General features: G+C 71.1%; 26 protein-coding genes, 1 tRNA gene and 6 pseudogenes. 15 read left to right on the forward strand and 18 right to left on the reverse strand.

Annotated elements, in window-relative coordinates; all coding sequences use genetic code 11:
• From QQK29_RS00005 to QQK29_RS00015, 3 genes and pseudogenes are all read left to right on the forward strand, one after another.
• Positions 1 to 243, forward strand: a pseudogene (locus QQK29_RS00005) (hypothetical protein); the annotation flags it as partial.
• Positions 240 to 1,070: an acyltransferase family protein gene (locus QQK29_RS00010; protein ID WP_284296727.1), complete on the forward strand. Its 831-nt coding sequence runs from the start codon at positions 240 to 242 to the stop codon at positions 1,068 to 1,070. The pseudogene QQK29_RS00005 and the gene QQK29_RS00010, both read left to right, overlap by 4 nt.
• Positions 1,071 to 1,106: 36 nt before the next feature.
• A complete protein-coding gene (locus tag QQK29_RS00015) occupies positions 1,107 to 1,955 on the forward strand; it encodes a hypothetical protein (protein ID WP_284296729.1) in 849 nt (282 codons plus the stop codon).
• 38 nt (positions 1,956 to 1,993) lie between these two features.
• On the opposite strand, the gene QQK29_RS00020 is transcribed toward QQK29_RS00015, so the two are convergent.
• Both QQK29_RS00020 and QQK29_RS00025 read right to left on the reverse strand, forming a co-directional pair.
• Positions 1,994 to 3,313 carry a uracil-xanthine permease family protein gene (locus QQK29_RS00020; protein ID WP_284296744.1) on the reverse strand — a complete coding sequence of 440 codons (1,320 nt, stop codon included), beginning with the start codon at positions 3,311 to 3,313 and terminating at the stop codon, positions 1,994 to 1,996.
• Positions 3,310 to 4,068, reverse strand: a complete 759-nt coding sequence (locus QQK29_RS00025; protein WP_284296746.1) for a MarR family winged helix-turn-helix transcriptional regulator — start codon at positions 4,066 to 4,068, stop codon at positions 3,310 to 3,312. The genes QQK29_RS00020 and QQK29_RS00025 overlap by 4 nt, the downstream gene beginning before the upstream one ends.
• A gap of 87 nt (positions 4,069 to 4,155) precedes the next feature.
• On the opposite strand from QQK29_RS00025, the gene idi reads away from it, so the two are divergent.
• The 11 genes and pseudogenes from idi (at position 4,156) to QQK29_RS00080 (ending at position 12,287) form a co-directional block, all read left to right on the forward strand.
• Positions 4,156 to 4,686, forward strand: coding sequence for an isopentenyl-diphosphate Delta-isomerase (gene idi, locus QQK29_RS00030; RefSeq protein WP_284296748.1), 531 nt, complete (start codon positions 4,156 to 4,158; stop codon positions 4,684 to 4,686).
• Complete coding sequence (locus tag QQK29_RS00035; RefSeq protein ID WP_284296750.1) at positions 4,683 to 5,744, forward strand: polyprenyl synthetase family protein; 1,062 nt, start codon at positions 4,683 to 4,685, stop codon at positions 5,742 to 5,744. Before idi ends, QQK29_RS00035 begins: the two co-directional genes overlap by 4 nt.
• A gap of 55 nt (positions 5,745 to 5,799) precedes the next feature.
• Positions 5,800 to 6,618, forward strand: coding sequence for a phytoene/squalene synthase family protein (locus QQK29_RS00040; RefSeq protein ID WP_284296752.1), 819 nt, complete (start codon positions 5,800 to 5,802; stop codon positions 6,616 to 6,618).
• Positions 6,615 to 8,175: pseudogene (gene crtI / locus QQK29_RS18275) on the forward strand (phytoene desaturase family protein). Before QQK29_RS00040 ends, crtI begins: the two are co-directional and overlap by 4 nt.
• Positions 8,172 to 8,492 carry a lycopene cyclase domain-containing protein gene (locus QQK29_RS00050; protein ID WP_284296754.1) on the forward strand — a complete coding sequence of 107 codons (321 nt, stop codon included), beginning with the start codon at positions 8,172 to 8,174 and terminating at the stop codon, positions 8,490 to 8,492. Before crtI ends, QQK29_RS00050 begins: the two are co-directional and overlap by 4 nt.
• Positions 8,489 to 8,812 (forward strand): lycopene cyclase domain-containing protein, encoded by a 324-nt coding sequence (locus QQK29_RS00055; RefSeq protein ID WP_284296755.1) that lies wholly within the window; start codon positions 8,489 to 8,491, stop codon positions 8,810 to 8,812. The genes QQK29_RS00050 and QQK29_RS00055 overlap by 4 nt, the downstream gene beginning before the upstream one ends.
• Before the next feature lie 4 nt (positions 8,813 to 8,816).
• Positions 8,817 to 9,676 (forward strand): annotated as a pseudogene (locus tag QQK29_RS00060) (prenyltransferase).
• A 26-nt stretch (positions 9,677 to 9,702) separates the two neighbouring features.
• Positions 9,703 to 10,760 (forward strand): annotated as a pseudogene (locus tag QQK29_RS00065) (MMPL family transporter); the annotation flags it as partial.
• 468 nt (positions 10,761 to 11,228) lie between these two features.
• Positions 11,229 to 11,564, forward strand: a complete 336-nt coding sequence (locus QQK29_RS00070; RefSeq protein ID WP_284301857.1) for an MMPL family transporter — start codon at positions 11,229 to 11,231, stop codon at positions 11,562 to 11,564.
• Positions 11,528 to 11,842, forward strand: coding sequence for an MMPL family transporter (locus QQK29_RS00075; protein ID WP_284296757.1), 315 nt, complete (start codon positions 11,528 to 11,530; stop codon positions 11,840 to 11,842). Before QQK29_RS00070 ends, QQK29_RS00075 begins: the two co-directional genes overlap by 37 nt.
• 10 nt (positions 11,843 to 11,852) lie before the next feature.
• Positions 11,853 to 12,287 (forward strand): pyrimidine dimer DNA glycosylase/endonuclease V, encoded by a 435-nt coding sequence (locus QQK29_RS00080; protein WP_284296759.1) that lies wholly within the window; start codon positions 11,853 to 11,855, stop codon positions 12,285 to 12,287.
• Here QQK29_RS00080 and QQK29_RS00085 read toward each other — a convergent pair.
• The 15 genes and pseudogenes from QQK29_RS00085 to QQK29_RS00155 form a co-directional block, all read right to left on the reverse strand.
• Positions 12,284 to 12,448: a hypothetical protein gene (locus QQK29_RS00085; protein WP_284296761.1), complete on the reverse strand. Its 165-nt coding sequence runs from the start codon at positions 12,446 to 12,448 to the stop codon at positions 12,284 to 12,286. The two genes, QQK29_RS00080 and QQK29_RS00085, sit on opposite strands and share 4 nt — an antisense overlap.
• On the reverse strand, positions 12,445 to 12,690 hold the full coding sequence (locus QQK29_RS00090; RefSeq protein ID WP_284296763.1) for a hypothetical protein: 246 nt from the start codon (positions 12,688 to 12,690) through the stop codon (positions 12,445 to 12,447). Before QQK29_RS00090 ends, QQK29_RS00085 begins: the two co-directional genes overlap by 4 nt.
• A 53-nt stretch (positions 12,691 to 12,743) precedes the next feature.
• Positions 12,744 to 12,893 carry a hypothetical protein gene (locus QQK29_RS00095; protein ID WP_284296764.1) on the reverse strand — a complete coding sequence of 50 codons (150 nt, stop codon included), beginning with the start codon at positions 12,891 to 12,893 and terminating at the stop codon, positions 12,744 to 12,746.
• Between the two features lie 102 nt (positions 12,894 to 12,995).
• Positions 12,996 to 13,071, reverse strand: a tRNA-Ala gene (locus QQK29_RS00100).
• 39 nt (positions 13,072 to 13,110) lie between these two features.
• Positions 13,111 to 13,503: a ribosome silencing factor gene (gene rsfS, locus QQK29_RS00105; protein ID WP_284296766.1), complete on the reverse strand. Its 393-nt coding sequence runs from the start codon at positions 13,501 to 13,503 to the stop codon at positions 13,111 to 13,113.
• 57 nt (positions 13,504 to 13,560) lie between these two features.
• Positions 13,561 to 13,866: a hypothetical protein gene (locus QQK29_RS00110; protein ID WP_284296768.1), complete on the reverse strand. Its 306-nt coding sequence runs from the start codon at positions 13,864 to 13,866 to the stop codon at positions 13,561 to 13,563.
• A gap of 313 nt (positions 13,867 to 14,179) precedes the next feature.
• A complete protein-coding gene (locus QQK29_RS00115; protein WP_284296770.1) occupies positions 14,180 to 14,995 on the reverse strand; it encodes a hypothetical protein in 816 nt (271 codons plus the stop codon).
• Positions 14,992 to 15,522 carry a hypothetical protein gene (locus QQK29_RS00120; RefSeq protein ID WP_284296772.1) on the reverse strand — a complete coding sequence of 177 codons (531 nt, stop codon included), beginning with the start codon at positions 15,520 to 15,522 and terminating at the stop codon, positions 14,992 to 14,994. Before QQK29_RS00120 ends, QQK29_RS00115 begins: the two co-directional genes overlap by 4 nt.
• Complete coding sequence (gene nadD / locus QQK29_RS00125; protein ID WP_284301859.1) at positions 15,519 to 16,352, reverse strand: nicotinate-nucleotide adenylyltransferase; 834 nt, start codon at positions 16,350 to 16,352, stop codon at positions 15,519 to 15,521. Before nadD ends, QQK29_RS00120 begins: the two co-directional genes overlap by 4 nt.
• A gap of 33 nt (positions 16,353 to 16,385) precedes the next feature.
• A pseudogene (locus tag QQK29_RS00130) lies at positions 16,386 to 17,654 on the reverse strand (glutamate-5-semialdehyde dehydrogenase); the annotation flags it as partial.
• Between the two features lie 316 nt (positions 17,655 to 17,970).
• Positions 17,971 to 18,762, reverse strand: a complete 792-nt coding sequence (gene proB, locus QQK29_RS00135) for a glutamate 5-kinase (RefSeq protein ID WP_284296774.1) — start codon at positions 18,760 to 18,762, stop codon at positions 17,971 to 17,973.
• A complete protein-coding gene (gene obgE / locus QQK29_RS00140) occupies positions 18,759 to 20,306 on the reverse strand; it encodes a GTPase ObgE (protein WP_284296776.1) in 1,548 nt (515 codons plus the stop codon). Before obgE ends, proB begins: the two co-directional genes overlap by 4 nt.
• A 105-nt stretch (positions 20,307 to 20,411) precedes the next feature.
• Positions 20,412 to 20,666 (reverse strand): 50S ribosomal protein L27, encoded by a 255-nt coding sequence (gene rpmA / locus QQK29_RS00145; protein WP_284296778.1) that lies wholly within the window; start codon positions 20,664 to 20,666, stop codon positions 20,412 to 20,414.
• Between the two features lie 15 nt (positions 20,667 to 20,681).
• A pseudogene (gene rplU / locus QQK29_RS00150) lies at positions 20,682 to 20,989 on the reverse strand (50S ribosomal protein L21).
• A gap of 155 nt (positions 20,990 to 21,144) precedes the next feature.
• On the reverse strand, positions 21,145 to 21,633 hold the full coding sequence (locus QQK29_RS00155; protein WP_284296780.1) for a hypothetical protein: 489 nt from the start codon (positions 21,631 to 21,633) through the stop codon (positions 21,145 to 21,147).
• Positions 21,634 to 21,663: 30 nt separating this feature from the next.
• Between QQK29_RS00155 and QQK29_RS00160 the strand changes: the two genes are divergently transcribed.
• A complete protein-coding gene (locus QQK29_RS00160) occupies positions 21,664 to 21,960 on the forward strand; it encodes a DUF4031 domain-containing protein (RefSeq protein WP_284296782.1) in 297 nt (98 codons plus the stop codon).
• 167 nt (positions 21,961 to 22,127) lie between these two features.
• Here QQK29_RS00160 and QQK29_RS00165 read toward each other — a convergent pair whose 3' ends face one another.
• Positions 22,128 to 24,389, reverse strand: coding sequence for an Rne/Rng family ribonuclease (locus tag QQK29_RS00165; RefSeq protein ID WP_284296784.1), 2,262 nt, complete (start codon positions 24,387 to 24,389; stop codon positions 22,128 to 22,130).
• Positions 24,390 to 24,649: the final 260 nt, after the last annotated feature.

The raw sequence follows: 24,649 nt of genomic DNA on the forward strand, positions 1-24,649 counted from the left end.
GCCGCGCTCACCTGGTTCGTGCAGATCATGCCGCTGTTCTTCGTGCTGGGCGGCTTCTCGAGCGTCACGCAGTGGAGTCGCCTGCGCACGCGCGGCGTGTCGGCCTCCGACTATCTGGCGTTGCGGATGCGACGGCTGCTGCCGCCCGCGCTCGGTGCGATGGGCGTCACCGCGGTGGTGCTGCTCGTGCTGAGCCTGAGCGGCGTGCCGCCGACATGGTGGCCGTCGCCGGTTTCCGCATGAGCCAGCCACTGTGGTTCCTCGGCGTCTACCTGCTGTGCACGGCGCTCGTGCCGCTCATGACCGCGGCGCACCGTGCCGCCCCGCGCGTCGCGGTGGCCGCCCTCGCCGCGCTCGTCGTCGCGGTCGATGCGACACGCATCACCACCGGCATCGAGGCGCTCGGCTTCGCCAACCTGCTGTTCGTGTGGCTGCTGCTGCAGCAGCTCGGCTTCCACCTCGCCGACGGCCGCGTGTCGACGAACCGCCGCACGCTGCTCGCGGTCGCGGCCGTCGCACTCGGAACACTCGCGGCGCTCTGCGTCAACGGCGTGTACTCCTTCGACCTGTTCGACAACCTCAACCCGCCGACCGCGGCCCTCGTGCTGCTCGGCGTCGCGCAGCTGTGCCTGTTCCAGCTCGCGCGTCCTGCCCTGCGGCGGCTGCACGGCATCCGCGGGGTCGCGACGGCGGTGTCCGCCATCGGCGCCCGCGCCATGACGATCTACTCCTGGCACATGCTCGTGCTCATCGGCCTCGCGGGTGTGCTGCTCGTGACGGTCGGCGACGAACTGCCTGCCCCGCTCACCGAGGCCTGGTGGCTCACGCGGCCGGTGTGGATCGCGAGCGTGCTCGTCGTCGTGGCCCTGCTCGTCGCGGTCGTGGGACGCCGCGAGGCCGCCGCCGACCCCGGGCGCCCCACGACGCCTGCGCACCCCGCCACTGCCGTCACCGCGGTGCTGCTCGCAGCCGTCGGCGTGGTGCTCGTCCTCGTGTTCGGCGCGAGCGCGGCGGCGTGGTTCGCCGGTGCGCTGCTGCTGGTCGGGGCGCTCCGGCTCGCCACCCCTTGACGTCGACGCGGTTGCCGGCGCCCCTAGGGTGAACACGTGACCACCGCGCTCGACCAGCTCGCCGCCACCCGTGACCTGCGCTCCTTCGCCGCCGCCAACGGCTGGCGCTATGACGAGACGGCCGCCCCGCCGGCATCCGTAGGCCTGTGGGAGCAGGTGTCGTCGGGAGTGGGACGCGATCGCGTGACGGGCGAAGGCTGGGAGGCCGGTCGTATCACGGGCGGCAACCGCTCGGCATCGAGGACCGAGCGGCGCGGCGGCTGGACGGTCACCACGACGATGAGCGTGTCGACCCCCGAGCGCAGTCTCGAACTCGGCTACCTCGCGATCACCCTGCCCCGCCGGGTCCCCCACATGGTGCTCGATGCCCGCAGCAACGACCGCGGGCCCTTCTCGAGCCTGCTGCGCCGCCCGGCGGCGAACCAGCATCTCTCGCTCGAGGGCGACTTCGACAGCCGGTTCCGCCTGTACGCGCCCTCCGGCTACGAACGCGACGCGCTCTACGTCTTCACGCCCGACCTGATGGCGCTGCTCATCGACGAGACGGGCGACCTCGACGTCGAGCTGCGCGACGATCGGCTCATCGTCTACAAGCCCGGCGGCTTCGACCTCACCGACCCTGCGGTCTGGCAGCGCTTCGCACACATCCGCGCCACGGTGGGGGCGAAGACCTGGGACCGCACGGATCTCTACGCCGACGAGCGCGCCGCCCCAGACCTGCAGTTCGACGCCGCGGGAACCGTCGCCCCCGACGGAGCCCGTCTGCGTGGGCGGATGCCGCGGATGGTGTGGGGGCTCATCGCGGGCGCTGTCGCCTTCGTCACGATCTTCGTGGGCATCTTCGTGATCGTGATCGTGAACGTCGCGAACGCCTTCTCGAGCTGATCGGGGGCGGGTCGCCCCGCCCCGATCAACTGCCGCGGCTACTGCGGGTCGCCGCCGAGCTGGCCGACCGCGGGAATGGGCCCGCCGTCGTCGGCGCCCGTCTTGCGCACCCGCGCGATGAGGTTGCCGAGGTGGTAGATCACGAGCGCGGCGGCCGTGGCGAGCACGATCGCGCCGAGGGTGAAGTCGCCCCAGCTCATCGAGAAGCCGGCGATCGCCATGACCAGGGCCACGGCGCCGGTGTACTGGTTGACGGGCCGCGAGAAGTCCACGCGGTTGTCGACCCAGATCTTGATGCCGATGATGCCGATGAGCCCGTAGAGGGCCGTGGTCACGCCGCCGAGCACGCCCGCAGGGATCGAGTTGAACAGCGCACCGATCTTGGGCGAGAGGCTCAGCAGGATCGCCGTGGCACCGGCCACCCAGTAGGCGGCCGTCGAGTACACACGGGTGGCCGCCATGACGCCGATGTTCTCGCCGTAGGTGGTGGTACCGGATCCGCCGAAGAAACCGGCGAGCGTCGTGGCGACACCGTCGGCGATGAGCGCCTTGCCCGTGGAGGCGTTGACCGACTTGTCGGTCATGGCCGCGACGGCGCGCACGTGGCCGACGTTCTCGGCGATGAGCACGAGCACGACCGGCAGGAACATCGCGATCGCCGACCAGGTGCCCGCGGATGCGAAGTCGGCCAGGTGGAAGGTCGGCAGCCCGATCCAGTCGGCCTTCTCGACGGCCGAGAGGTCGAGCTCACCCAGCAGCGCCGCCGCGATGTAGCCCACGACGACACCCAGGAAGATCGAGATCCGCCCGAGGAAGCCGCGGAACAGCACGCTGAACAGCACGACCGCGGTGAGGGTGATGGCGGCCACGAGCGGGCCCTGCTCGAAGTTCGACCACGCGACGGGCGCGAGGTTGAACCCGATGAGCGCGACGATCGCCCCGGCCACGACGGGCGGCATGAGCTTGTCGATCCAGCCGGTGCCCGTGACGTTCGCGATGACGCCGACGATCGCCAGCAGGATGCCGACCGCCACGATGCCCGCGAGCGCCGACCCCATGCCCGCGCTCGCCGTCGCGGCCGTGACCGGCGCGATGAAGGCGAACGACGATCCGAGGTAGCTCGGCAGCTTGTTGCGCGTGATGATCAGGAACAGCAGGGTTCCGACGCCCGAGAACAAGAGGGTGGTGGGCACCGGGAAGCCGGTGAGCACCGGCACCAGGAATGTGGCTCCGAACATGGCGACGACGTGCTGCACGCCGATCGCGATCGTCGCCGGCCAGTTCAACCGCTCCGAGGGAGCGACGACCTCACCGGGGGCGACCGACTTGCCGTCGCCGTGGAGGGACCAGATCTTCATAGGATTCTCTCACCGGCCCGCGCGTGTCGGGTACGGGGCCGGATGGTGGTTGAGACGCGTGGCCCGCGTCGGCATGCCGCCGCGCCGTTGCGGTGACATGCCCAGATGCTAGCGGGCGGCGGCGCCCTCGGGGTCGTCCGACTCTCCGGGGCGGCGTCCGCCACCTCGATCGCGTCGGGGCCGTCGGCGTGGGCGAAGGGCGCGTCGCTCCATTCACCCTCGGTCGTGATGCTGAGCTGATCGAGGAAGCGGATGACGATCTCACGCTCCTCGGGAGCGAGGGCCGCCGCGACGCGGAAGCGGCGGGCGTGCTCGCGCCCGACGGTGGCCTCGGCGGCCGCCCGCGTCTCGGGGTCGACCACGACGGCGAGCGCCCGGCGGTCGGTGGGATGCGGCGTGCGCCGGATGTGGCCTCCGGCTTCGAGCCGGTCGAGCAGCTTGGTCGTCGACGCGCTCGAGATGTTCAGGTGACGGGCGATGTCGCGCGCCGTGACGTGCTCGTTCTTGTCGGACATCACGATCGCGAAGCGCAGGGCCTTCATGTCGTTGTCGCCGAGCCGCATGTAGCGGCGCGACGCGGCGCTCACCCGCTGCTCCGCCTCGCGCCACCGGAACATGGCATCCATCACGCGCACGATCTGGCCGAGCTCGTTCTCGTCGATGCCCTGGAGCTGCAGCAGTCGACCCGCACGGTCGATGACGCGGGGATCGTGCAGACGCATCGCGACCTCGGGCGGGGTCTCTTGCGTGCTCATGAACAGTACGCTAGCCTTTCGCGAAGTATTTAGCTACGCTGAATACTTACTTGGCTAGCTAACCTGGGAAAACGCTTGGAGGACGAGATGGACGACGTGGTACTGCTCTCCCCCGAGGGGGCCGAGATCGGCCGGGTGGCCAAAGACGCCGTACACGGCGCCGACACTCCGCTCCACCTCGCGTTCTCCTGCTATCTGCTCGACGGCGCGGGCCGTCTGCTCGTCACGCGCCGCGCGCTTTCGAAGCGCAGCTGGCCGGGGGTCTGGACGAACTCGTTCTGCGGCCACCCGCTGCCCGGCGAACCGGTGGCCGACGCCGTGCGGCGCCACGGCATACGCGAACTGGGGGTGCAACTGACCGAGCTGAGGCTCGAACTGCCCCTGTTCCGCTACCGCGCCACCGACCCCGCCGGCGTCGTCGAGCACGAGGTATGCCCCGTCTACACGGCCCGCATCGCCTCCGAACTGCAGCCGTCCCCCGCGGAGGTCATGGACCACGTGTGGGTGCACCCCGACGAACTCGCCGCGTCGGCCCGCGCCACGCCGTGGGCGTTCAGCCCCTGGATGGTGCTGCAGGTCGAGCTGCTCGAGCTCTTCACGAAGGCGCGCGCCGCGTGACCCCCGAGGAACGCACGGTCGCCGCCCTCGGCGAGGTCGAGGTGCGGCTGCACGATTTCGTGAACCGCGGAGCGGCCCGTGCGACACGACACTCGCCGCACTACGCGGAGCTGTGGCGCACCATGCGCACGGCCGTCTCGGGCGGCAAGCGCGTGCGCCCCCAGCTGCTGCTGTCGAGCTACACGCAGCTCACCAACGCGCACGACGAACCCGCCATCCAGCTCGCCGTCGCGATCGAGCTGCTGCACACGGCTCTGCTCGTGCACGACGACATCATCGACGGCGACGACGAGCGCCGGGGCGCCCCGAACCTCGTCGGCGCCTTCCGCAACGGCGGCCTAGCGGCGGGGCTCGGGCCCGTCGCCGCCGAGCGGTGGGGCGAGACCGCCGGCATCCTCGCGGGCGACCTGCTGCTCATGTCGGCGCTGCGCATGGGCGTGCTCCCCGACCTCGACCGTCGACGCGCCGACCGCATCGCCGAGCTGCTCGACGAGAGCATCTTCCGGGCCGCCGCGGGCGAGCTCGCCGACGTGGCCTACGCGGTCGGACTCACGACCCCGAGTGTGGGCGACATCCGCGACATGATGGCCGACAAGACCGCCCACTACTCGCTCGAGCTGCCGCTGCGCGCGGCGGCGGTGCTCGCGGATGCCGGGGTCGAGATCGAGGAGCGCCTCGGCGCGGTCGGGCGCTCACTCGGCATCCTGTTCCAGATGCAAGACGACCTGCTAGGCGTCTTCGGCGACCCCGAGCGCACCGGCAAGAGCGCGAGCGGTGACCTGCGCGAGGGCAAGCAGACCCTGCTCGTCGCGTTCGCGCGCGACACCGAACCGTGGCGCTCGGCGGCCGCCGGCTTCGGGGATCCGGGGCTCGACGAGCGCGGCGCGGACGCCCTGCGGCACGCGCTCGAGACCTCGGGAGCCCGCGCGAGTTTCGAGGCCGAGATCCGCCGCGAGCGCGACCACGCGGTGCGTCTCATCCACACCGCAGGGCTGCCCGCCCAGCTCGAGCACGCGCTGTGCCGCGCCGCCGATCAGGCGATGGAGCGGCACGCATGAAGCGACGGAGCCCGCTCGAGCTCTACACCGACACGGCACGCCGCGCGGCGGCCCGGTGATCCGCAGCTACTCGACCTCGTTCGGCCTGGCGACCCGCATGTTCCCGGCCCGCTGCCGCACCGACATCGGCACGATCTACGCGCTCGTGCGGGTGGCCGACGAGATCGTGGACGGCACCGCGGGCGAGGCGGGCCTCGACGCGTCCACCCAGCGCCGGGCCCTCGACGAGCTCGAGGCCGAGACCGAGCGCGCGGTCGCGAGCGGCTTCAGCGCCAACCTCGTCGTTCACGCCTTCGCCGAGGTGGCCCGGCGGGCGCGGATCGAGCCCGAGCTCACGCGGGACTTCTTCGCCTCGATGCGGCGCGACCTCGACGAGGTGGCCTTCGACGAGGAGGAGTACCGTCGCTACGTGCACGGATCGGCGGAGGTCGTCGGCCTCATGTGCCTGCGGGTGTTCCTCGCCGGTCGCGCCCCCACCCCGGATGCCGAGGCCGTGCTCGAGGAGGGCGCCGCGCGCCTGGGGGCGGCGTTCCAGAAGGTGAACTTCCTGCGGGACCTCGGTCACGATCGCGCCGAGCTCTCGCGGTCGTACCTGCCCGAGCTGCGCGAGCACGGACTCACCGAGGCGAGCAAGGCGGCCGTCGTGGCCGACATCCGCTCCGACCTCGACGCCGCGCGTGCCGCCGTACGCGTGCTGCCCGGCGACTGCCGGCGCCCGGTGCTGCTCGCCACCGCATTCTTCGCCGAGCTGCTGCGGCGCATCGAACGCACCCCCGCCGAGCAACTCGCCGCGCGGCGCATCTCGGTGCCGAACGCCGTCAAGCTCGCGCTCGCGGCGCGGTGGCGACTGCTGCCGGTGGGCGGACGCCGATGACCGCGCGCGACGCGATCGTGGTGGGCGGCGGCATCTCGGGGCTCGCGAGCGCCGCCCTGCTGGCCGCCGACGGACACCGCGTGACGCTGTTCGAGGCGCGCGACGCGCTCGGCGGTCGTGCCGGGTCGTGGGAGCGCGACGGTTTCCGCTTCGACACCGGGCCCTCATGGTTCCTCATGCCCGAGGTCTTCGAGCACTTCTATCGGCTGCTCGGCACCTCGATGGCCGAGCAGCTCGAGCTGCGCACACTCGACCCCGGCTACCGGGCGTACTTCGAGGGCGACGCCACCCCCTTCGATCTGCCCGCGGGGTCCGTGCCCGCGCGCGCCGCCCTCATGGCGCTCGATCCGGCATCCGAGCGCGACCTCGCGCGGTATCTCGACTCCGCGGGCGCCACCTACGACCTCGCGTTGCGGCGCTTCCTCTACAGCTCCTTCGACTCGATGCGCCCCTTCCTCGCCCGTGAGGTGCTCGGCGGCCTGCCACGGCTGGCACGCATGCTGCTGCGCTCGCTCGACGGTGAGATCCGCGCCCACACGCGGGAGTCCCGCCTCCGCCGGCTGCTCGGCTACCCGGCCGTGTTCCTCGGCGGCCCCTGCGGGTGCCGGGCATGTACCACCTCATGAGCCACCTCGACGTCGACGAGGGCGTGCTGTATCCGATGGGCGGCTTCGCGGCCGTCGTGCAGAGCTTCGTGCGTCTGGCCGAGGCCGCGGGTGCCGAGCTGCACACCGGGGCGCGCGTCGAGAGCATCATGACGGTCGACGGGCGCGCCCGCGGGGTGCGCTATCGGGATGCGGACGGCGCGCTGCGCACCCAGCTCGCCGACCTCGTCGTGACGACGGCCGATCTGCACCACGTCGACACGCAGCTGCTCGACGCACGCCACCGAGAGCGCGACGAGCGCTGGTGGGCGCGGCGGGATCCCGGTCCCGGTGCCGTGCTCGCGATGCTCGGTGTGCGCGGGCGGCTGCCGCAGCTCGCACACCACACGCTGCTGCTCGCCGACGACTGGGAGGAGCGTTCGTCTCGGTGGCCTCGACCGCCACCGGGTTCCCGACGAACCCGTCGCTCTACATCGGCAAGCCGAGCGAGACGGATCCGGATGTCGCTCCGCCCGATCACGAGAACCTGTTCGTGCTCGTGCCGGTCGCCGCCGACACCACGACGGGCCACGGCGGGATCGACGGAGCGGGCGACCCCCGCGTCGAGCGCTTCGTCGACGGCGTCATCGCCCAGATCGCCTCCTGGACGGGAGCGAACGACCTCGCCGACCGCATCGTGGTGCGCCGCACGGTCACACCCGCCGACTTCGCGGGCGAGCTGAGCTCCTGGCGTGGCAGCGCACTGGGACCCGCCCATACTCTGCGGCAGAGCGCGTTCTTCCGCGCCCCCAACGCATCCCGGCGCACCGCAGGTCTGCTGCACGCCGGCGGCAGCACGATCCCCGGCATCGGCGTTCCGATGTGCCTCATCAGCGCCGAGCTCGTGCTCAAGCGCGTGCGCGGTGACCGCAGTGCCTCCCCCGTCGCCGAGCCGGTCGGGGCGCGCGCATGAGCCCGATCTATCTGCTGTGCCTGCTGGCCGCGAGCGCGTGCATGGTGCTCGTGGATCGACGCTGGAGGCTGTTCTTCTGGCGGGACGCGCGCCGTGCGGCGTGGGTGCTCGTGATCGGCGTCGCCCTGCTGCTCGTGGCCGACGTGGTGGGCATCGCGCTCGGGGTGTTCTCGCGCGCGCCGACCTGGGCCATGACGGGCATCTTGCTGGGGCCGGAGCTCCCGCTCGAGGAGCTGTTCCTCGCGTTCCTGACGTACCTCACGATGAACCTCGTGGCGATCTTCGAACGCCTGCCGCGACGGGAGCGCGCGCGATGAGCTACCTGCTGCTCGTGGCCGGGTTGCTCGCGATCGCGATCGTGCTGCGCGTCGCGGGAGCCGCCGCTGCCCGCCGGCGCGGGGAAGGCATCCCAACTCTCCCGACTGTGCTCGCGGGGGTCGTGCTCGTCGCCCTGACCCTCGTGTTCGACAACATCATGATCGCCGCCGGGTTGTTCGCCTACGCAGACGCGCACATCTCCGGGCTGCGCATCGGGCTCGTGCCGATCGAAGACCTCTCCTACCCGCTCGCCCTCGCCATCGCCCTCCCGGGCGTCTGGCAGCTCATCCCCCGCGGGAGGCGCCGTGACGAGGCGTGACCGGATGCTGCCGCGCTTGCTGCTCGCCTCGCGGCCGCTCAGCTGGGTCAACACCGCCTACCCCTTCGGGGCCGCCTACCTGCTGGCGGGCGGCGGTGTCGATGCGCTGTTCGTGGTGGGGGCGATCTTCTTCCTCGTGCCGTACAACCTCGCGATGTACGGCATCAACGACGTGTTCGACTACGCCTCCGACGCCGTCAACCCGCGCAAAGGCGGCAGCGAAGGGCCCTGCTGCCGCCGCGCACGCATCGTCGGGTGCTGCTCGCCGCGATCCTCGGCTGCGTTCCGTTCGTGGTGGCGCTCGTGGTGCTCGGCCCGCCCGCATCGTGGGCCGTGCTCGCCGTGTCGCTCTTCGCCGTCGCCGCCTACTCGATGCCGGGGCTCCGGTTCAAAGAGGTGCCGGTGCTCGACTCGCTCACCTCGAGCACCCACTTCACGAGCCCCGCCGTCTACGGTCTCGTCGCCGCGGACGCGGCGTGGGATGCCCGCACGGTGATCGTGCTCGTGGCGTTCTTCCTGTGGGGCATGGCGAGCCACGCGTTCGGTGCCGTGCAAGACATCGTGCCGGATCGCGCGGGGGGCATCGCCTCGATCGCGACGGTGCTGGGGGCCGCGTCGACCGTGCGCCTCGCGATCGGCCTGTGGACCGCCGCGGGGCTCCTCATGCTGCTCACCCCGTTCCCCGCGACGCTCTCGGCGATCCTCGCCGCCCCGTACATCGCGCTCGCCTGGCCGTTCCGCTCGGTGCCGGATGCCGCATCCGCGTCCGCGAACCGCGGCTGGCGTCGCTTCCTGCTCGTCAACTACCTCGCCGGCTTCGCCGCGACCCTCATCATCATCGCGATCATGCTCGGCGTCCGCTGACCTCGCCCCACCTGAAACGGAGAACCATGTCTCACGCCGCCCCGTCCCGCACTCGACGCACGCTGCGCATCCTCATCCCCGCGCTGCTCGTGCTGGTGTGGCTCACCGTCGCGGCGATCGGCGGACCGTACTTCGGCAAGGTGAGCGAGGTCTCCTCCAACGACCCGACCGCCTACCTGCCGACAACCGCGGAGGCGACCCAGGTGCAGGAGCGCCTGTCGGACTTCCTCGGCACGGATGCGATTCCCGCCGTCGTGCTCGTGCTCGGCAATGGCACGCTCAGCGACGCCCAGCTCCAGGAGCTGGAGGCGTGGCCAGACGAACTCGCCGAGCTCGACGGGGTCGTCGGCGAGGTGAGTCCCGCGATCCCCTCCGAGGATGGCGTGGCCGTGCAGCTCTTCGTACCGATCGACTCGACGGCGAACGTCGGGGAGACGATCGACGGACTGCGCGCCGACCTCGCCGAGCTCGCGCCGGCGGGCACCGAGGTGTATGTGACGGGACCCGCCGGGTTCACGGGCGACCTCGTCTCGGCGTTCGCGGGCATCGACGGGATCCTGCTGCTCGTGGCGCTGCTCGCGGTCTTCGTGATCCTCGTGATCGTCTACCGCTCACCCCTGCTCCCCCTCATCGTGCTCTCGACGAGCCTCTTCGCGTTGTGCGCGGCGCTCCTGACGGTGTGGTGGATCGCCAAGGCGGGCGTCTTCCCACTCAGCGGGCAGACGCAGGGCATCCTGTTCATCCTCGTGATCGGCGCGGCGACCGACTACTCGCTGCTCTACATCGCGCGGTATCGAGAAGCGCTGCGCCATCACGAGACGCGGGCGCAGGCGACGCGCGCCGCGGTCCGGGGATCCTCGAGCCGATCCTCGCCTCGGGGGGCACCGTGATCGCGGGCCTGCTCATGCTGCTCCTGAGCGAGCTCGAGTCGAACCGGGCACTCGGTCCGATCGCCTCGATCGGCATCGTGTTCGCCATCCTCGCGGCGCTCACGCTGCTTCCGGCCCTGCTCGCCCTCGTCGGCCGTGTGGCGTTCTGGCCGCTCATGCCGCGCTACGACACCGCCGACGTGAACGCCGACCCCACCCCCACCAGGGGCATCTGGGCGCGGGTGCCGCGCTTCGTCGAGCGCCGCGCGCGCCCCATCTGGATCATCTCGGTGCTCGCCCTGCTGCTCGCGAGCCTCGGCGTGCTGCAGCTCAAGGCCGACGGCGTGCCGCAGAGCGAGCTCGTGCTCGGCGGCTCGGAGGCGCGCACCGGTCAGCAGCTGCTGAGCGAGCACTTCCCGGGCGGCTCGGGCAGCCCCGTGTACGTGATCACCGACGAGAGTCGGCTGCAGGAGGTGGCCGACCTCATCCTCGCCGACTCCCGTATCGAGTCGGTCGCCGTCTCGAGCGAGGACTCCCCCAGCGGCAGCGTGCCGGTGACGGATGACGGGGTGCAGCCGCTCTTCCCGGGTGCCCCGGCATCCGATCCGACGGTGAGCGACGGTGAGGTGCTGTTGCAGGGAACCCTCGCGGTGGCACCCGACTCGGCCGAGGCCGAAGACACGGTGCGGGAGCTGCGCACGGCCGTCGGCGACGAGGCGCTCGTCGGCGGCACGACGGCCACCGCGGTCGACACCGAGGCGGCCTCGATCCGGGATCGCACGCTCATCATCCCGCTCGTGCTGCTCGTGATCCTCGTGATCCTCATGCTGCTGCTGCGGGCGATCGTCGCCCCGCTGCTGCTCGTCGGCACCGTCGTGCTGTCGTTCGCGGCGACGATGGGCGTCGCGGCGCTCGTGTTCAACCACGTGTTCCAGATGCCGGGAGCGGACCCCGCGGTGCCCTCTTCGGATTCGTGTTCCTCGTGGCGCTCGGCATCGACTACAACATCTTCCTCATGACGCGCGTGCGCGAGGAGGCCCTCAAGGTCGGCGCGCGCGCCGGCATGTCGCGCGGTCTCGGCATCACCGGCGGTGTCATCACCTCGGCGGGCGTCGTGCTCGCGACGACCTTCGCGGCGCTCTCGGTGATCCCGATCCTGTTCCTGCTGCAGCTCGCCTTCATCGTGGCGTTCGGGGTGCTGCTCGACACGATCCTCGTGCGTTCGCTGCTCGTGCCGGCGCTCGGCCATGAGCTCGGCCGCGCGATGTGGTGGCCCGCACGCAAGATCCGCTCCTAGGGGGTCGCACATGAGGCTCTGGTCGCTGCACCCGCGGTTCCTCGATCGGCAGGGCCTCACGGCGTGCTGGCGCGAGGCCCTGCTCGCCCAAGCCGTGCTCGCGGGCACGACGCGCGGCTACACGCGGCATCCGCAGCTCGAGCGGTTCCGCGAGCACCCCGATGCGCTCGGGCTGGTGGGTGCGTACCTCTCAGGCGTCGCGGATGAGGCGACCGCGCGCGGCTACCGCTTCGACCGCGACCGCATCCGGATGCCCGCGGATGCTGTGGGGCGCCTCGAGGTGACCGACGGGCAGCTGGCCCTCGAATGGCGCCATCTGCTCGCCAAGCTCGAGATGCGCAGCCCCGGACTCGCGGAACGGGTGCAGCACGCGGAGCCCGCACCGCATCCGCTCTTCCGCGTCGTGCCGGGTCCCGTCGCTGCCTGGGAACGGGCCGGAGACTAGGGCGCCAGGAGGCGGCACAGGGAGTCGACGACCCCCGCCGGAACCGCTCCGTACAGGCGATGGTGCAACTCGACGCCCTCCACATGGGAGAACACGATGCCGGCGAGCTCGTCGACGCTGAGATCGCGGCGCACCATGCCGCGCGCATCGAGCGCGTTCACGAAACTGCGCAGTTCGGCGAGCCACGCGGGGTAGAGCGCGGCGAGTTGCGCGGGGTAGTCCCCTTGCCGTTGAGCGACTGCACGAATTCGACGATGAGCGCGAGCCAGAGCGCGGTGCCCCCGTCGGCGCGCATCGCGAGTACGCGCAGCGCCGCGCCGATGACCTCGGCGAGCGTCACGTGCGCCGGATCCTCGGCGACGGTCCACCAGTCGTCGCGGGCCTCTCGGCGGTGGCGCAGCACGGCGAGGAAGAAGTCCTCCTTGCCGGAGAAATGGAAATAGAACGCGCCGCGCGTCAGCTGTCGCGGACGATGTCTTCGACGGTCGTGGCCGCGTAGCCCTTGATCGGGAAGCGCTCCACCCCGAGCCGCAGCAGCTCCCGACGTGTCGCCTCCCGACGGAGGTCGAACTTGGTGGGAGCGTCACGGCCCCGCGCTGCGGTCATGCCTCCACTGTAGGCGCGAGCCGCGAGCTTTCGACGGACCCGATACTCGGCAGCCGGATGGGCGTGCGCACCTCTTCGGCGGTGATGCCTCGACTCACGAAATGGTGGATCTGAGGGGACTCGAACCCCTGACCCCCTGCATGCCATGCAGGTGCGCTACCAGCTGCGCCACAGACCCGCGCTGACCTCCGTCGCCGGAGACAACTCGACAAGATTACTACACTTCCGACGGCTCCACAGACGGCTGCGCGGGCGTCAGATCGATCGGGATGACCGGCGCGTCCTTCCAGAGTCGCTCGAGCGAGTAGTACTGACGGTCTTCCTGGTGGAAGACGTGCACGACGAGATCGCCGAAGTCGAGCAGCACCCAGCGGCCCTCGCTGCGCCCCTCGCGACGCAGCGGCTTCGCGCCCGCCTCGAGGAGCGCATCCTCGATGCCGCCCGCGATCGCGAGCACGTTGCGCTCGTTGTCGCCCGTCGCGAGCAGGAATGCGTCGGTCAGCGGCAGCGGCCCGGACACGTCGAGCGCGACGAGATCCTCGGCCTTCTTGTCGTCGGCAGCGCGCGCAGCGATGGCGACGAGTTCACGGGCACGGTCGGATGCGGTCACAGGCTCTTCCGGGTCAGGTTCAGGGGGTCGGCGTCTGGGGTGTCACGGTCACGAGTGTCAGTTCAGCACGCCCTGCGTGAGCGCCACCACGAGCAACGTCACGACGACGACAGCCATTCCGGCGGCCGACACGATGAGCACGGTCAGCGCGCGGTTGCTGCGCTTGGGCTTGATGTTGCCGATGATCTCGCGCGAGGAGGTGTGCGTGCTGACGGCGCGCATCGCTCGGACGGGCTGCGAGTCGGTCGACACGACCTGCTGGTCGCCCGGGTCGAGCAGGTTGTCGAGATCCGACTCGTCCAGCTGGGCGGGCAGCGCACCGGTGGATGCGAGGCTCGCGGGCAGCGAGATCGTTCCGGTCACGATGACCTCGCCGTGCTGCGCACGGTGCCCATGATGAGGTCCGAGTTGGGCACCTCGGGCAGCACGAGCGCGTTGGCGGTGGCCGAGCCCACACCCACGTCGCGCGTGAGCGACCCCGTGGGGGCTGCGCCTCGTCGTCGAGCTCCGCCTGCCGCGACCAGTGGTTGCGCGGGCGCTCACCGACGGGGGCTGCGACGTGCTCGCGGCCGCCTCGGGTTGCTGCGGGCGGGCGGCGCCCAGGACGGGTCGGGCGGAAGCGGAACCGAGGCGGGCGCGTCGGTGGCGGTCGGCGGCGCAGCGACGGGCGGAGGGCTCACCGGCTCGGGCGCGATGGGCTCGGGCGCGACGGGCTCGGAGGCGATCGGCTGGGCCGCGATGGGCTCGGCCGCGATCGGCTCAGGCGCGATCGGCTCGGCCGCGATGGGCCACTGCGGTGCCGGAGCATCCTGCGGGGCGTCCACGGGGGCGCCGAGAGCAGCGATGTGAAGTCGGTGGGGGCCGCGGGCTCCGGCGTCGCCACCTCGGGCGCGGGAACGGGTGCGGCCGAGCCGGTCGCCTGTCCGCCGGGGGTCAGGCCGCCCCACGGCGGAAGCACGGGCTCGGACGGCTCGGGCGCCGCCGTGCCCCAGGCGGGCGGCGGGGGCGTCGCGGGAGCGGGAGGCGCGGTATGCGCCGCGTCGTCGGGCGGGGCGGCGGGAGCCGGACGCTCGAACACCGGCGGCTCGGGAGTCGGATCGGAGACGACCGGCACGGCACCGCTCTGCGCACGGAAGAACGCTTCGAGGCTCGCCACGGCATCCGTCTCGGGCGCCTCCGGCTCGACGAGCGGTGGCGGCGTTGCGGGCGTCGCCTGGGCGGCGGGCGGCGCGGATGCGACGGGCGGAGCGGACGCGGCCTGCTGCGGCACGAACGGTGCGAGCCACGAGGGGGCCGCCTCGGGTGCCTGCTCGGCGAGAGGGGGCGCGGCGGCAGGGGGTGCGCCCGTCGGAGGCGCGGCAACTGGAGGTGCGGATGCTTGCGGGGGCACGGGTGTCACGGGAGCCTGCGATGCCTGCTGCTCGCGCTCCTGCTGCTCGCGCAAGGCGCGCAGTTCGCGACGGCTCATCGTGCCCTCGGGGTGCGCCGTCACGGGCGGCGCCGACGCAACGGGCGGCGCCGACGCAACAGGCGGCGCGGACGCAGGGGCCGCGTACGCCGGCGACGCGGAGCCGAGCGGAGGCGAGACCACGGGCGGACGGTACTCGGGAGGCGCCGAGGCAGCGGGCTCGGGGACGGGAGCCGAGGACGGCGTCTGGTCGGGCCTGTTCTGCGTGCGGTAGTCGAGATCGGCCGGCTCTGCGGCGGGGGCCACGGGTGACGCGCGGCGCGCCGACCCTCGGGGCTGAAGTCGCGGTAGCGGAAGCCCGCCTCGGCCTCCTGCGCGGTGGCGGGCGGCGTCGTCGGCTGTGCAACCGGCGTGTCGTAGTGCGGAAGCGGGGCGCGGCCCTGCGTGACGTAGTTCAGCGGCTCGGGGGCGGCATCCGGGGCCACGGGGGCGTTCGAGTCGCCGCTCGCCTGCTGATCGTGCGACGCGGCGGCCTCCGCGGCGCGCGCAGCCTCGGCTTCGCGCTCCCGGATCTCACGCCGGGAAAGCGGCTGATCCTGGTAGGTCGTCATGTCGTAGAACTCCGATAGAGGTGGTGCTTGGAGATGTACTGCACAACACCGTCGGGGACCAAGTACCACACCGGGTAACCCCGGCCGACTCGCTCACGGCATTCCGTGGAGGAGATCGCCAGGGCGGGCACTTCGAGCGAGCTTACGCCAGCCTCCGGCAATCCGCGAACGTCCAGGGCATGTCCTGGGCGAGATACCGCCACAAAATGTGCCAATTCCCAGAGTTCTCCCACGTCCTTCCACTGCACGATCTGCGCCACGGCATCCGCGCCCGTGATGAAGAACAACTCGGCGTCGGGACGTTGAGCCCGCAGGTCGCGCAGCGTGTCGATCGTGTAGGTGGGGCCGTCGCGGTCGATGTCGACCCGGCTGACGGTGAATCGCGGGTTGGATGCGGTGGCCACGACCGTCATCAGGTACCGGTGCTCGGCCTCGGTGACGTCGGCCTTCATCCACGGCTCACCGGTCGGCACGAAGACGACCTCGTCGAGGTCGAAGGTCTGCTGCACCTCGCTCGCGGCCACGAGGTGGCCGTTGTGCACGGGGTCGAAGGTGCCACCCATCACCCCGATACGCGGTCGGCGGGCGGCTCCTTCGCTCACAGGCGTGAGCCTGTGGGCCGCGCCGCTCGGTCCGTGGCTGACGTGGCCGTGGTCGTTCGGGTCCTGGTTGATGGTCTTGTCGCCGTGGCGGTTGGTGACGTCGCGGTAGCTGTAGGTCACGAAGGCGAGCACGAGGAAGATCGCAGCGGCGATCGCGGCGAACACCCACGGCGGCGCGACGAGGGGCGCGAGTTCTTCGTGGGTCTCAGCGAGGAGCGTGCTCAGCATGCCACCGAGTCTAGCCGGATACGGGGCCTCAGCCCTCACCTGGCCCTCGCCGCGCACGATCCATTTGGTGCTCGTGAGCTCGGGCAGTCCCATGGGGCCGCGCGCATGCAGCTTCTGCGTCGAGATGCCCACCTCGGCGCCGAAGCCGAACTCGCCGCCGTCGGTGAATCGGGTCGACGCGTTCACCATCACGACCGCCGAATCCACCTCGGCGAGGAACCGGTTGGCGGTCGCCATGTCGTTCGTGACGATCGACTCGGTGTGGTGCGTCGAGTAGCGGCGAATGTGGTCGAGCGCGTCGTCGAGGTCGTCGACGACCTTGACGTTCAGATCGAGGCTCATGTGCTCGAGCGCCCAGTCCTCGTCGCTCGTCGGCAGCGCCTCGGGGTAGAGCTCGCGCGTGCGCTCGTCGCCGTGGATCGTGACGCCGTTCTCGGTGAGCGCCTTCAGCACGGGCGGCAGCAGCCGCTCGGCGGCATCCGTGTCGACCAGGAGCGTCTCGAGGGCGTTGCACACGCTCGGCCGCTGCACCTTCGAGTTGACGGCGATCTCGGCCGCCATCTCGGCATCCGCGGTCCTGTCGAGGAAGACGTGCACGACGCCCGCGCCCGTCTCGATCACCGGCACCTTCGACTCGCGCACGACCGTGTCGATCAGCTGCGCGGAGCCGCGCGGGATGAGCACGTCGACGAAGCCACGCGCCTGCATGAGCTGCGTCGCACCCTCGCGACCGAACTCGTCGATCGTCTGCACGGCATCCGCGGGCAGCCCCACCGAGGCCAGCGCCTCCTGGATGAGCGCCACGAGCACGCGGTTGGTGTTCTCGGCCGCCGACCCGCCGCGCAGCACGACGGCGTTGCCCGACTTGAGGGCGAGCGCGGCGATGTCGATCGTCACGTTGGGGCGGGCCTCGTAGATGGCGCCGACGACACCGAAGGGCACGCGCACCTGGGTGAGCTGCAGACCGTTCGGCAGTGTCGACCCGCGCAGCACGGTGCCCACGGGGTCGGGGAGCGCGATGACCTCGCGCGTCGCGGCTGCGAGTCCGGCGAGCCGGTCGGGGTCGAGACGCAGGCGGTCCTGCAGACCCTGCGACATGCCGCTCTCGCGTCCGTTCGCGAGGTCGAGCTCGTTCGCGGGGAGGATGCGGTCGGCGGCGGTTCCGACCGCCTGGGCGATGGCTTCGAGTCCGGCGTTCTTCTGCGAGGTGGAGGCCTGCGCGAGCGCGATGGATGCCGTGCGCGCGGCGACGAGTTTGTCGTCGAGGCTGAGCTTCTCCGAGGGAGCGGTCGTGGCGGGCATGCGCCGAGTCTACCGAGGTCCCCGACGGGCGTCCGGGACGAGCCCGCCCTCCTCATCTGGGCCAAACGCTGTAGCGTCTGCCGGGGTGCGTCAGCAATAGCTGTCGCCGGGGGCCAAAGGGTGGCGCTCGACGGAACGGGCGCCGACCGCGGCTGCAGCATCCACATCCACCCGCTGCCGCGCACGGCGCCGCCCTGCCAGGCACACGCGCTACACCTTTTGGTCAGGCGCGACCGTAATCACCGGCGCTCGGGGCCAAGCGCTACAGCGTTTGGCACAGGACGCCGAGGCGAGAGGGCGCGCGGCCGACTGGCGGTCAGACCCGCGGGGTCGGCTCGAACCAGGTGCCTGTCGGCTGGCCCGTGAGAGCCGCCGCCACGTTCGACGTCGAGGCGAGCAGCACGGCGGTTCCGGATGCGGCGGCGAGCTTCGCGGCCGCGATCTTGGTGCCCGCTCCCCCGGTGCCGACGCCCGCCGCACCGATGTCGCCGAGTTCGACGCCCGCGAGGTCGTCATCCGCCGCGACGTAGCCGATGGGCTCGGCGCCGGGCTCCTGCGGCGGCTTGGTGTAGAGGGCATCCACATCCGAGAGCAGCACGAGCAGGTCGGCGCCGATGAGTTCCGACACGAGAGCGGCGAGGCGGTCGTTGTCGCCGAAGCGGATCTCGTGCGTCGCCACGGTGTCGTTCTCGTTGACGATCGGCATGATGCGCAGCTTCAGCAGCCGCTCCATGGCGCGCTGCGCGTTGGAGCGATGCGTGGGGTTCTCGAGGTCACCCGCGGTCAGCAGCACCTGCCCCGCGACGATCGCATATCGGCGCAGCGACTCCTGATAGCGGTAGATGAGGATGTTCTGCCCCACCGCCGCGGCCGCCTGCTGCGTCGCGAGGTCGGTGGGCCGGGCGTCGAGCAGCAGGTACGGGATGCCCGTCGCGATGGCCCCCGACGACACGAGCACGACCTCGGTGCCGCGCTCGTGCGCCGCCGCGAGGGCGTCGACGAGCGGCTCGATCTGCCCGACGTTGGGGCCCGAGATGGAACTCGACCCGACCTTCACGACGACGCGTCGCGCATCCGCCACCGCGGCCCGCAGCGACTCAGGACTCACCGCCCCTCCCCCGGGTTGATCACATCGACGTCGCCGTCCTCCGGCGCGCCCTCTTCCTCACCGTCGGCCCACAGGCCGGCCTCGCGCTCGGCGTCGAGCTCGGCACGCGCTGCCGCCTTGGCATCCATGCGGGCGTGGTACTCCTCGCGGCGCTGGTTGCGGGTGGCGCGACGGTTCTCATCGAGACGCGCATCCGTGCCACGCGGCGAGGTGATGAGCTCGGCGGTCGAGGTGAGCGTGGGCTCCCAGTCGAAGACCATCTCGCCGATCTCGACGGTCGAGCCGGGCACCGCACCCTTCTGGAAGAGCTGCTCCTCCACCCCGAGCTTCGCGAGACGGTCGGCGAGGAAGCCGACGGCCTCGTCGTTGGTGAAGTCGGTCTGCTCGACCCACCGCTCGGGCTTGGCACCGACGACCCGGTAGACCGGCTCCGTTCCGCCGAGCACCTGCACCTCGAAGTCCGCCTCGTCGACGGCGCGCGGACGGATGACGATGCGCGCGGGCGGCGGCGTCTCGGCCTTGGCCTTGCGGTCGGCCTCCACGAGCTCGGCGAGGGCGAACGACAACTGACGCAGCCCCTCGTGGCTCACGGCCGACACCTCGAACACGCGGTACCCGCGCTGCTCGAGCTCGGGTCGCACGAAGTCGGCGAGCTCCTTGCCGTCGGGCACGTCGACCTTGTTGAGCGCCACGAGCTGCGGTCGATCGAGCAGGGGCGTCTGACCCTCCGGAACGGGGTAGGCGGCGAGCTCGGTCAGGATGATGTCGAGGTCGGAGAGCGGATCGCGCCCCGGTTCGAGCGTGGCGCAGTCGAGCACGTGCAGCAGCGCCGAGCACCGCTCGACGTGTCGCAGGAACTCGAGACCGAGACCCTTGCCCTCGCTCGCACCCTCGATGAGGCCGGGAACGTCGGCGATCGTGTAGCGGGTCTCGCCCGCCTCGACGACCCCGAGGTTCGGGTGCAGCGTCGTGAAGGGGTAGTCGGCGATCTTCGGCTTGGCCGCCGAGAGCGCGGCGATGAGGCTCGACTTGCCCGCGCTCGGGTAGCCGACGAGGGCGACATCCGCGACCGTTTTGAGCTCGAGCACGACGTCGCCCTCGAAGCCCTGGGTGCCGAGCAGCGCGAAGCCCGGCGCCTTGCGCTTGGTGGTGGCGAGCGCCGCGTTGCCGAGGCCGCCCTGGCCGCCGCCCGCCGCGACGAACCGCATGCCGGGTTCGACGAGGTCGACGAGCTGCTCGCCGTCGGGCGTCGAGACGACCGTGCCGACGGGTACGGGCAGCACGAGCTCCTCGCCCTGGTAGCCCGAGCGGTGATCGCCCATGCCCGGTCCGCCGTTGCCGCTCGAGCGGTGCGGGGCGCGGTGGTAGTTCAGCAGGGTCGTGACCTGCGGGTCGGCGACGAGCACGATGTCGCCCCCGTGCCCGCCGTTGCCGCCGTCGGGGCCCGCGAGCGGCTTGAACTTCTCGCGCCGCACCGACACGCAGCCGTTGCCGCCGTGGCCCGCGCGCAGGTGCAGCGTCACCTGGTCGACGAAGGACGCCATCCGGTGCTCCTCTCCTGCTCCTGCGGACCGGTATATCCCTGAACAAACAGCGAAGGGCGAGCCTCAGCCCGCCCTTCGCAGATGAAAATCTCTGTCGCGCGGCGCCTACGCCGGGACGACGATGTTGACGACCTTACGGCCGCCCTTGGTGCCGAACTCCACGGCGCCCGCCTCGAGGGCGAACAGCGTGTCGTCGCCACCGCGCCCGACGTTGGCGCCGGGGTGGAAGTGGGTGCCGCGCTGGCGGACGATGATCTCGCCGGCCTTGACGACCTGGCCGCCGAAGCGCTTGACGCCGAGGCGCTGCGCGTTCGAGTCGCGACCGTTACGGGTGGACGATGCGCCCTTCTTGTGTGCCATGTCTTCAGCCCCTGCTTACTTGATGCCGGTGATCTTGACGCGGGTGAGCTCGGAGCGGTGGCCCTGACGCTTCTTGTACCCGGTCTTGTTCTTGAACTTCTGGATGACGATCTTCTTGCCCCGCTCGTGGCCGATGACCTCGGCGGTCACCTTGACCTTGGCCAGCGCCTTCTCGTCGTGCGTGATCGTGTCACCGTCGACGTAGAGAACGGGGTGAGCTCGATCTTGCCGCCCTGCTCGGCCTGGACGCGGTCGAGCACGACGACCGTGCCCACCTCGACCTTCTCCTGCCGACCACCGGCGCGCACAACTGCGTAAACCACGGGATGTCCTTACGTTGGAATGAAGTCTGCCGCTTCATCGGAGCCGCGAAGGCCCGGGAAGCGTGGGGTATCGAATGCGGGCGGGAAACCCACAGACACCAAGGATCAAGAATAGCCGACGCGGAGGCATCCGGCAAACACGGTGAGGGGTGTGCTCACAGGCGCGCGCCGCGGCGGATCACCCACTGCGCGAGCACCACGAGCATCACGAGCGGGGCGAGCATGACCACCGACGACACGATGCCCGCGAAGGGGGTGTACGGAAGCGCGCCAGCATCCGAGAAACGCACTCCGTAGACGACCACGGTGTAGACGAACCCGACGAGGGCGGCCAGCACGCACGCCGCTGCCGCTGCCACGAGGGCCTTCACGAGCACCATGACCACCCGATCCTCCACGCGCGCCGGCCACAGCCAGAGCACGACGAGGATGCCGACCGCCTTGGGCACGATATCCACGAGCAACTGCGGTAGGGCGATCCCGAGCAAGAAGTCGCGGGACCCGGACCCGAACGCGAAGGACTCGAGGAAGCTGACGAGCAGGTCGAGCACGAGAACGGCGGCGACGATGAGGGCGACCAGCAGAGCCGACCGGGCATCGCGGTCGACGCTCGTGCTGTGGGTTACCGGGGCGGTCTCAGTCATGCGGGCTCCTATGATCGCGAGAGCGTCTTCATGCGAGCCTACGCCGGAACGGAGGGAATCTCGATGATCCTCATCGACGAGGCGATCTGGCCGAACCACGGCACGGTGTGGGGGCACCTCGTCTCGGATGTCTCACTCGATGAGCTGCACGCCTTCGCGCGCCGCGCCGGAATGCCGGAGCGCGGCTTCGACCACGACCACTACGACTACCCGCTCGAGCGTCGCGAGCAGCTCATCGCGCTCGGTGCCGAGCCCGTGACCGGGCGCGAGCTGCTGCGGCGGCTACAGGCCTCGGGACTGCGCGTGCGTCAGCGCGACAAGCACTAACGGCAGGTCGAGGTGGCTGAGGAGCGCCCGCGCAGCGGACGCGTCTCGAAGCCGCCGTCGGTGACGCAGGTTTCGAGACGCGTCGCGCCTTCGGCGCGGCGCTCCTCAACCAGCTGAGTCGTCAGGCAGCGGCGGCGCGGCGCTCCTCAACCAGCTGAGCTCCCGCGTCAGCCCGCGTCGGGGGAACCCGCGGCCGAGGAGGCGCGGCGCGAGCGACGGCCGCGGCCCTGACCGGGCTTCTTCGGTTCGGGCAGGGCGTCCAGCACCGAGCCGAGCACCGCATCCGGATCGACCACGGGGCGCGCCTTCTCGACCCGAACGGGCTCGATCGGAATGTCGAGGATCTCCACGGGCGCCGCGGCGACCGCATCCGCGATCTGCTCGGGCGCGGCCTCCGACGGGGCGTCAGACGACACCTCCTGGTGAACCGTCTTCGCCGCGATCTTGGCGAGCGCATTGCGCACGTCGTCGGTGATCTCGTGCGTCGTGGTCTTCGGAGCGGATGCGGCCTGGTTGCCACCGCCGTTGCCGCCACCGCCACCGCCGTTGCCCCCGCGCCCGCGACGTCCGCGCGATGAACTCTGCTGGGGCTCGGCCTGCTGGCCGCGGTGCTTGAACACCGGGTCGTGGTGCACGATGAGCCCGCGGCCCGCGCACACGTCGCACGTCTCGCTGAACGACTCGAGAAGCCCCAAGCCGAGCTTCTTACGCGTCATCTGCACGAGGCCGAGCGAGGTGACCTCGGCCACCTGGTGCTTCGTGCGGTCGCGCGAGAGGCACTCGACGAGGCGGCGCAGCACGAGGTCGCGGTTGGACTCGAGCACCATGTCGATGAAGTCCACGACGATGATGCCGCCGATGTCGCGCAGCCGCAGCTGGCGCACGATCTCTTCGGCCGCCTCGAGGTTGTTCTTGGTGACGGTCTCTTCGAGGTTGCCGCCCGAGCCGACGAACTTGCCGGTGTTGACGTCGACGACCGTCATCGCCTCGGTGCGGTCGATGATGAGCGAGCCGCCCGACGGCAGCCACACCTTGCGGTCGAGAGCCTTCTCGATCTGCTCGGTGATGCGGAACTTGTCGAAGCTGTCGACCTCGTCGGCGTAGATCTCGACGCGGTCGAGCAGGTCGGGCGCGACGGCCGTCAGGTACTTCTCGATCGTGGCGCGCGCGTCGTCGCCGGCGATCACGAGCTTCTGGAAGTCCTCGTTGAACACGTCGCGCACGATCTTGAGCAGCAGATCGGGCTCCGAGTGCAGCAGCGCCGGGGCCTGCTGCGTCTCGACAGCGCGCTCGATCTCGGCCCACTGCGCGGTGAGCCGCTGCACGTCGAGCGTCAACTGCTCCTCGGTGGCGCCCTCGGCGGCGGTGCGCACGATGACGCCCGCGTCATCCGGCAGCACCTCCTTGAGGATCTTCTTGAGGCGCGCGCGCTCGGTGTCGGGGAGCTTGCGGCTGATGCCGTTCATCGAGCCGCCGGGCACGTACACGAGGTAGCGGCCGGGCAGGCTGATCTGGCTCGTCAGGCGGGCACCCTTGTGGCCCACCGGGTCCTTGGTGACCTGCACGAGCACGCGGTCGCCCGGCTTGAGCGCGAGCTCGATCTTGCGAGCCTGATTCTTTTCGCGGCCCGCCTCTTCGGCGGCAGCGGCGGCGGCCTCCCAGTCGACCTCGCCCGAGTAGAGCACCGCGTTGCGGCCGCGACCGATGTCGACGAAGGCCGCCTCCATGCTCGGCAGCACGTTCTGCACGCGCCCCAGGTAGACGTTGCCGATGAGGCTCGCGTCCTGCGCACGCGCGACGTAGTGCTCGACGAGCACGCCGTCTTCGAGAACGCCGATCTGGATGCGGCCGAACTTCGAGCGCACGATCATCTGCCGGTCGACGCTCTCGCGGCGGGCCAGGAACTCGGCCTCGGTGATGACCGGGCGGCGGCGACCGGCGTCCCGCCCGTCGCGGCGGCGCTGCTTCTTGGCCTCGAGGCGCGTGGAGCCCTTGACCTTCTGCGGCTCGGTGATGGGTTCCGGCTGCTTGCGCGGCTGGCGAACCTTGACGGTCGTGCCGGGCGCGTCGTCGCCGTCGCGCGGCGCCTCACCCGAACGGCGGCGGCTGCGGCGACGGGACGAGCCGCTGGACTCGGCCTCGTCGTCGTCGGGAAGCGCCGGCGTGCCCGACCCGGGTGGCGGCGGCGGGGGTGCCTGGAACAGCAGCGAGAAGGGCGAGGCGGGCGCGGATGCGATGCTCGCCTCGGCGGTCTCGCTCGCGGGCGGCTGGCCCGGCTCCGCTGAATCGGCCGCTGTCGCTTCGACCGATGCGGCTTCGTTCGCTGCGGCTTCGTTGGCCGCGGCTCCGTCGGATGACCCCGGTGTCTCGACTGATCCCGACGGAGTGTCGGCCGGATCGCTGGAAAGGTCCTGCTTCTTCTTCACCATCGCTGGTGTGCTCCTTGGCGGGGCGGCCGCGCCGGCCTCCGGGTACTCTCGTGCGATCCCGCGGAGCGGGACGCCAATCCTTCATCTGGGTTCGCGGTCTCACCTCGCTCTGCGGCGGTGATCCGCTCGCGCCCTCTCACGGCGCCCGTGCCCTCTCACGGCACGGAACGGAACTGGCTATCCGTCTGGGTGCGGTCCCGACGCGGCGGGAGCATCCACTGGCCCGGTATGCCCGGTCAAGCTTTTGTCGTATCGCCCAT

This window comes from Homoserinibacter gongjuensis, from assembly GCF_030161875.1.
GTDB classification, from domain to species: domain Bacteria; phylum Actinomycetota; class Actinomycetes; order Actinomycetales; family Microbacteriaceae; genus Homoserinibacter; species Homoserinibacter gongjuensis.

Bases quoted from the DNA above. Each gene is read 5' to 3' on its own strand.
- QQK29_RS00010 (WP_284296727.1), top strand. From the start codon at position 240: ATGAGCCAGCCACTGTGGTTCCTCGGCGTCTACCTGCTGTGCACGGCG.
- QQK29_RS00020 (WP_284296744.1), bottom strand. From the start codon at position 3,313: ATGAAGATCTGGTCCCTCCACGGCGACGGCAAGTCGGTCGCCCCCGGT.
- QQK29_RS00025 (WP_284296746.1), bottom strand. From the start codon at position 4,068: ATGAGCACGCAAGAGACCCCGCCCGAGGTCGCGATGCGTCTGCACGAT.
- idi (WP_284296748.1), top strand. From the start codon at position 4,156: ATGGACGACGTGGTACTGCTCTCCCCCGAGGGGGCCGAGATCGGCCGG.
- QQK29_RS00050 (WP_284296754.1), top strand. From the start codon at position 8,172: ATGAGCCCGATCTATCTGCTGTGCCTGCTGGCCGCGAGCGCGTGCATG.
- QQK29_RS00055 (WP_284296755.1), top strand. From the start codon at position 8,489: ATGAGCTACCTGCTGCTCGTGGCCGGGTTGCTCGCGATCGCGATCGTG.
- QQK29_RS00080 (WP_284296759.1), top strand. From the start codon at position 11,853: ATGAGGCTCTGGTCGCTGCACCCGCGGTTCCTCGATCGGCAGGGCCTC.
- QQK29_RS00095 (WP_284296764.1), bottom strand. From the start codon at position 12,893: ATGACCGCAGCGCGGGGCCGTGACGCTCCCACCAAGTTCGACCTCCGT.
- QQK29_RS00120 (WP_284296772.1), bottom strand. From the start codon at position 15,522: ATGACGACCTACCAGGATCAGCCGCTTTCCCGGCGTGAGATCCGGGAG.
- nadD (WP_284301859.1), bottom strand. From the start codon at position 16,352: ATGCTGAGCACGCTCCTCGCTGAGACCCACGAAGAACTCGCGCCCCTC.
- obgE (WP_284296776.1), bottom strand. From the start codon at position 20,306: ATGGCGTCCTTCGTCGACCAGGTGACGCTGCACCTGCGCGCGGGCCAC.
- rpmA (WP_284296778.1), bottom strand. From the start codon at position 20,666: ATGGCACACAAGAAGGGCGCATCGTCCACCCGTAACGGTCGCGACTCG.
- QQK29_RS00155 (WP_284296780.1), bottom strand. From the start codon at position 21,633: ATGACTGAGACCGCCCCGGTAACCCACAGCACGAGCGTCGACCGCGAT.
- QQK29_RS00160 (WP_284296782.1), top strand. From the start codon at position 21,664: ATGCGAGCCTACGCCGGAACGGAGGGAATCTCGATGATCCTCATCGAC.
- QQK29_RS00165 (WP_284296784.1), bottom strand. From the start codon at position 24,389: ATGGTGAAGAAGAAGCAGGACCTTTCCAGCGATCCGGCCGACACTCCG.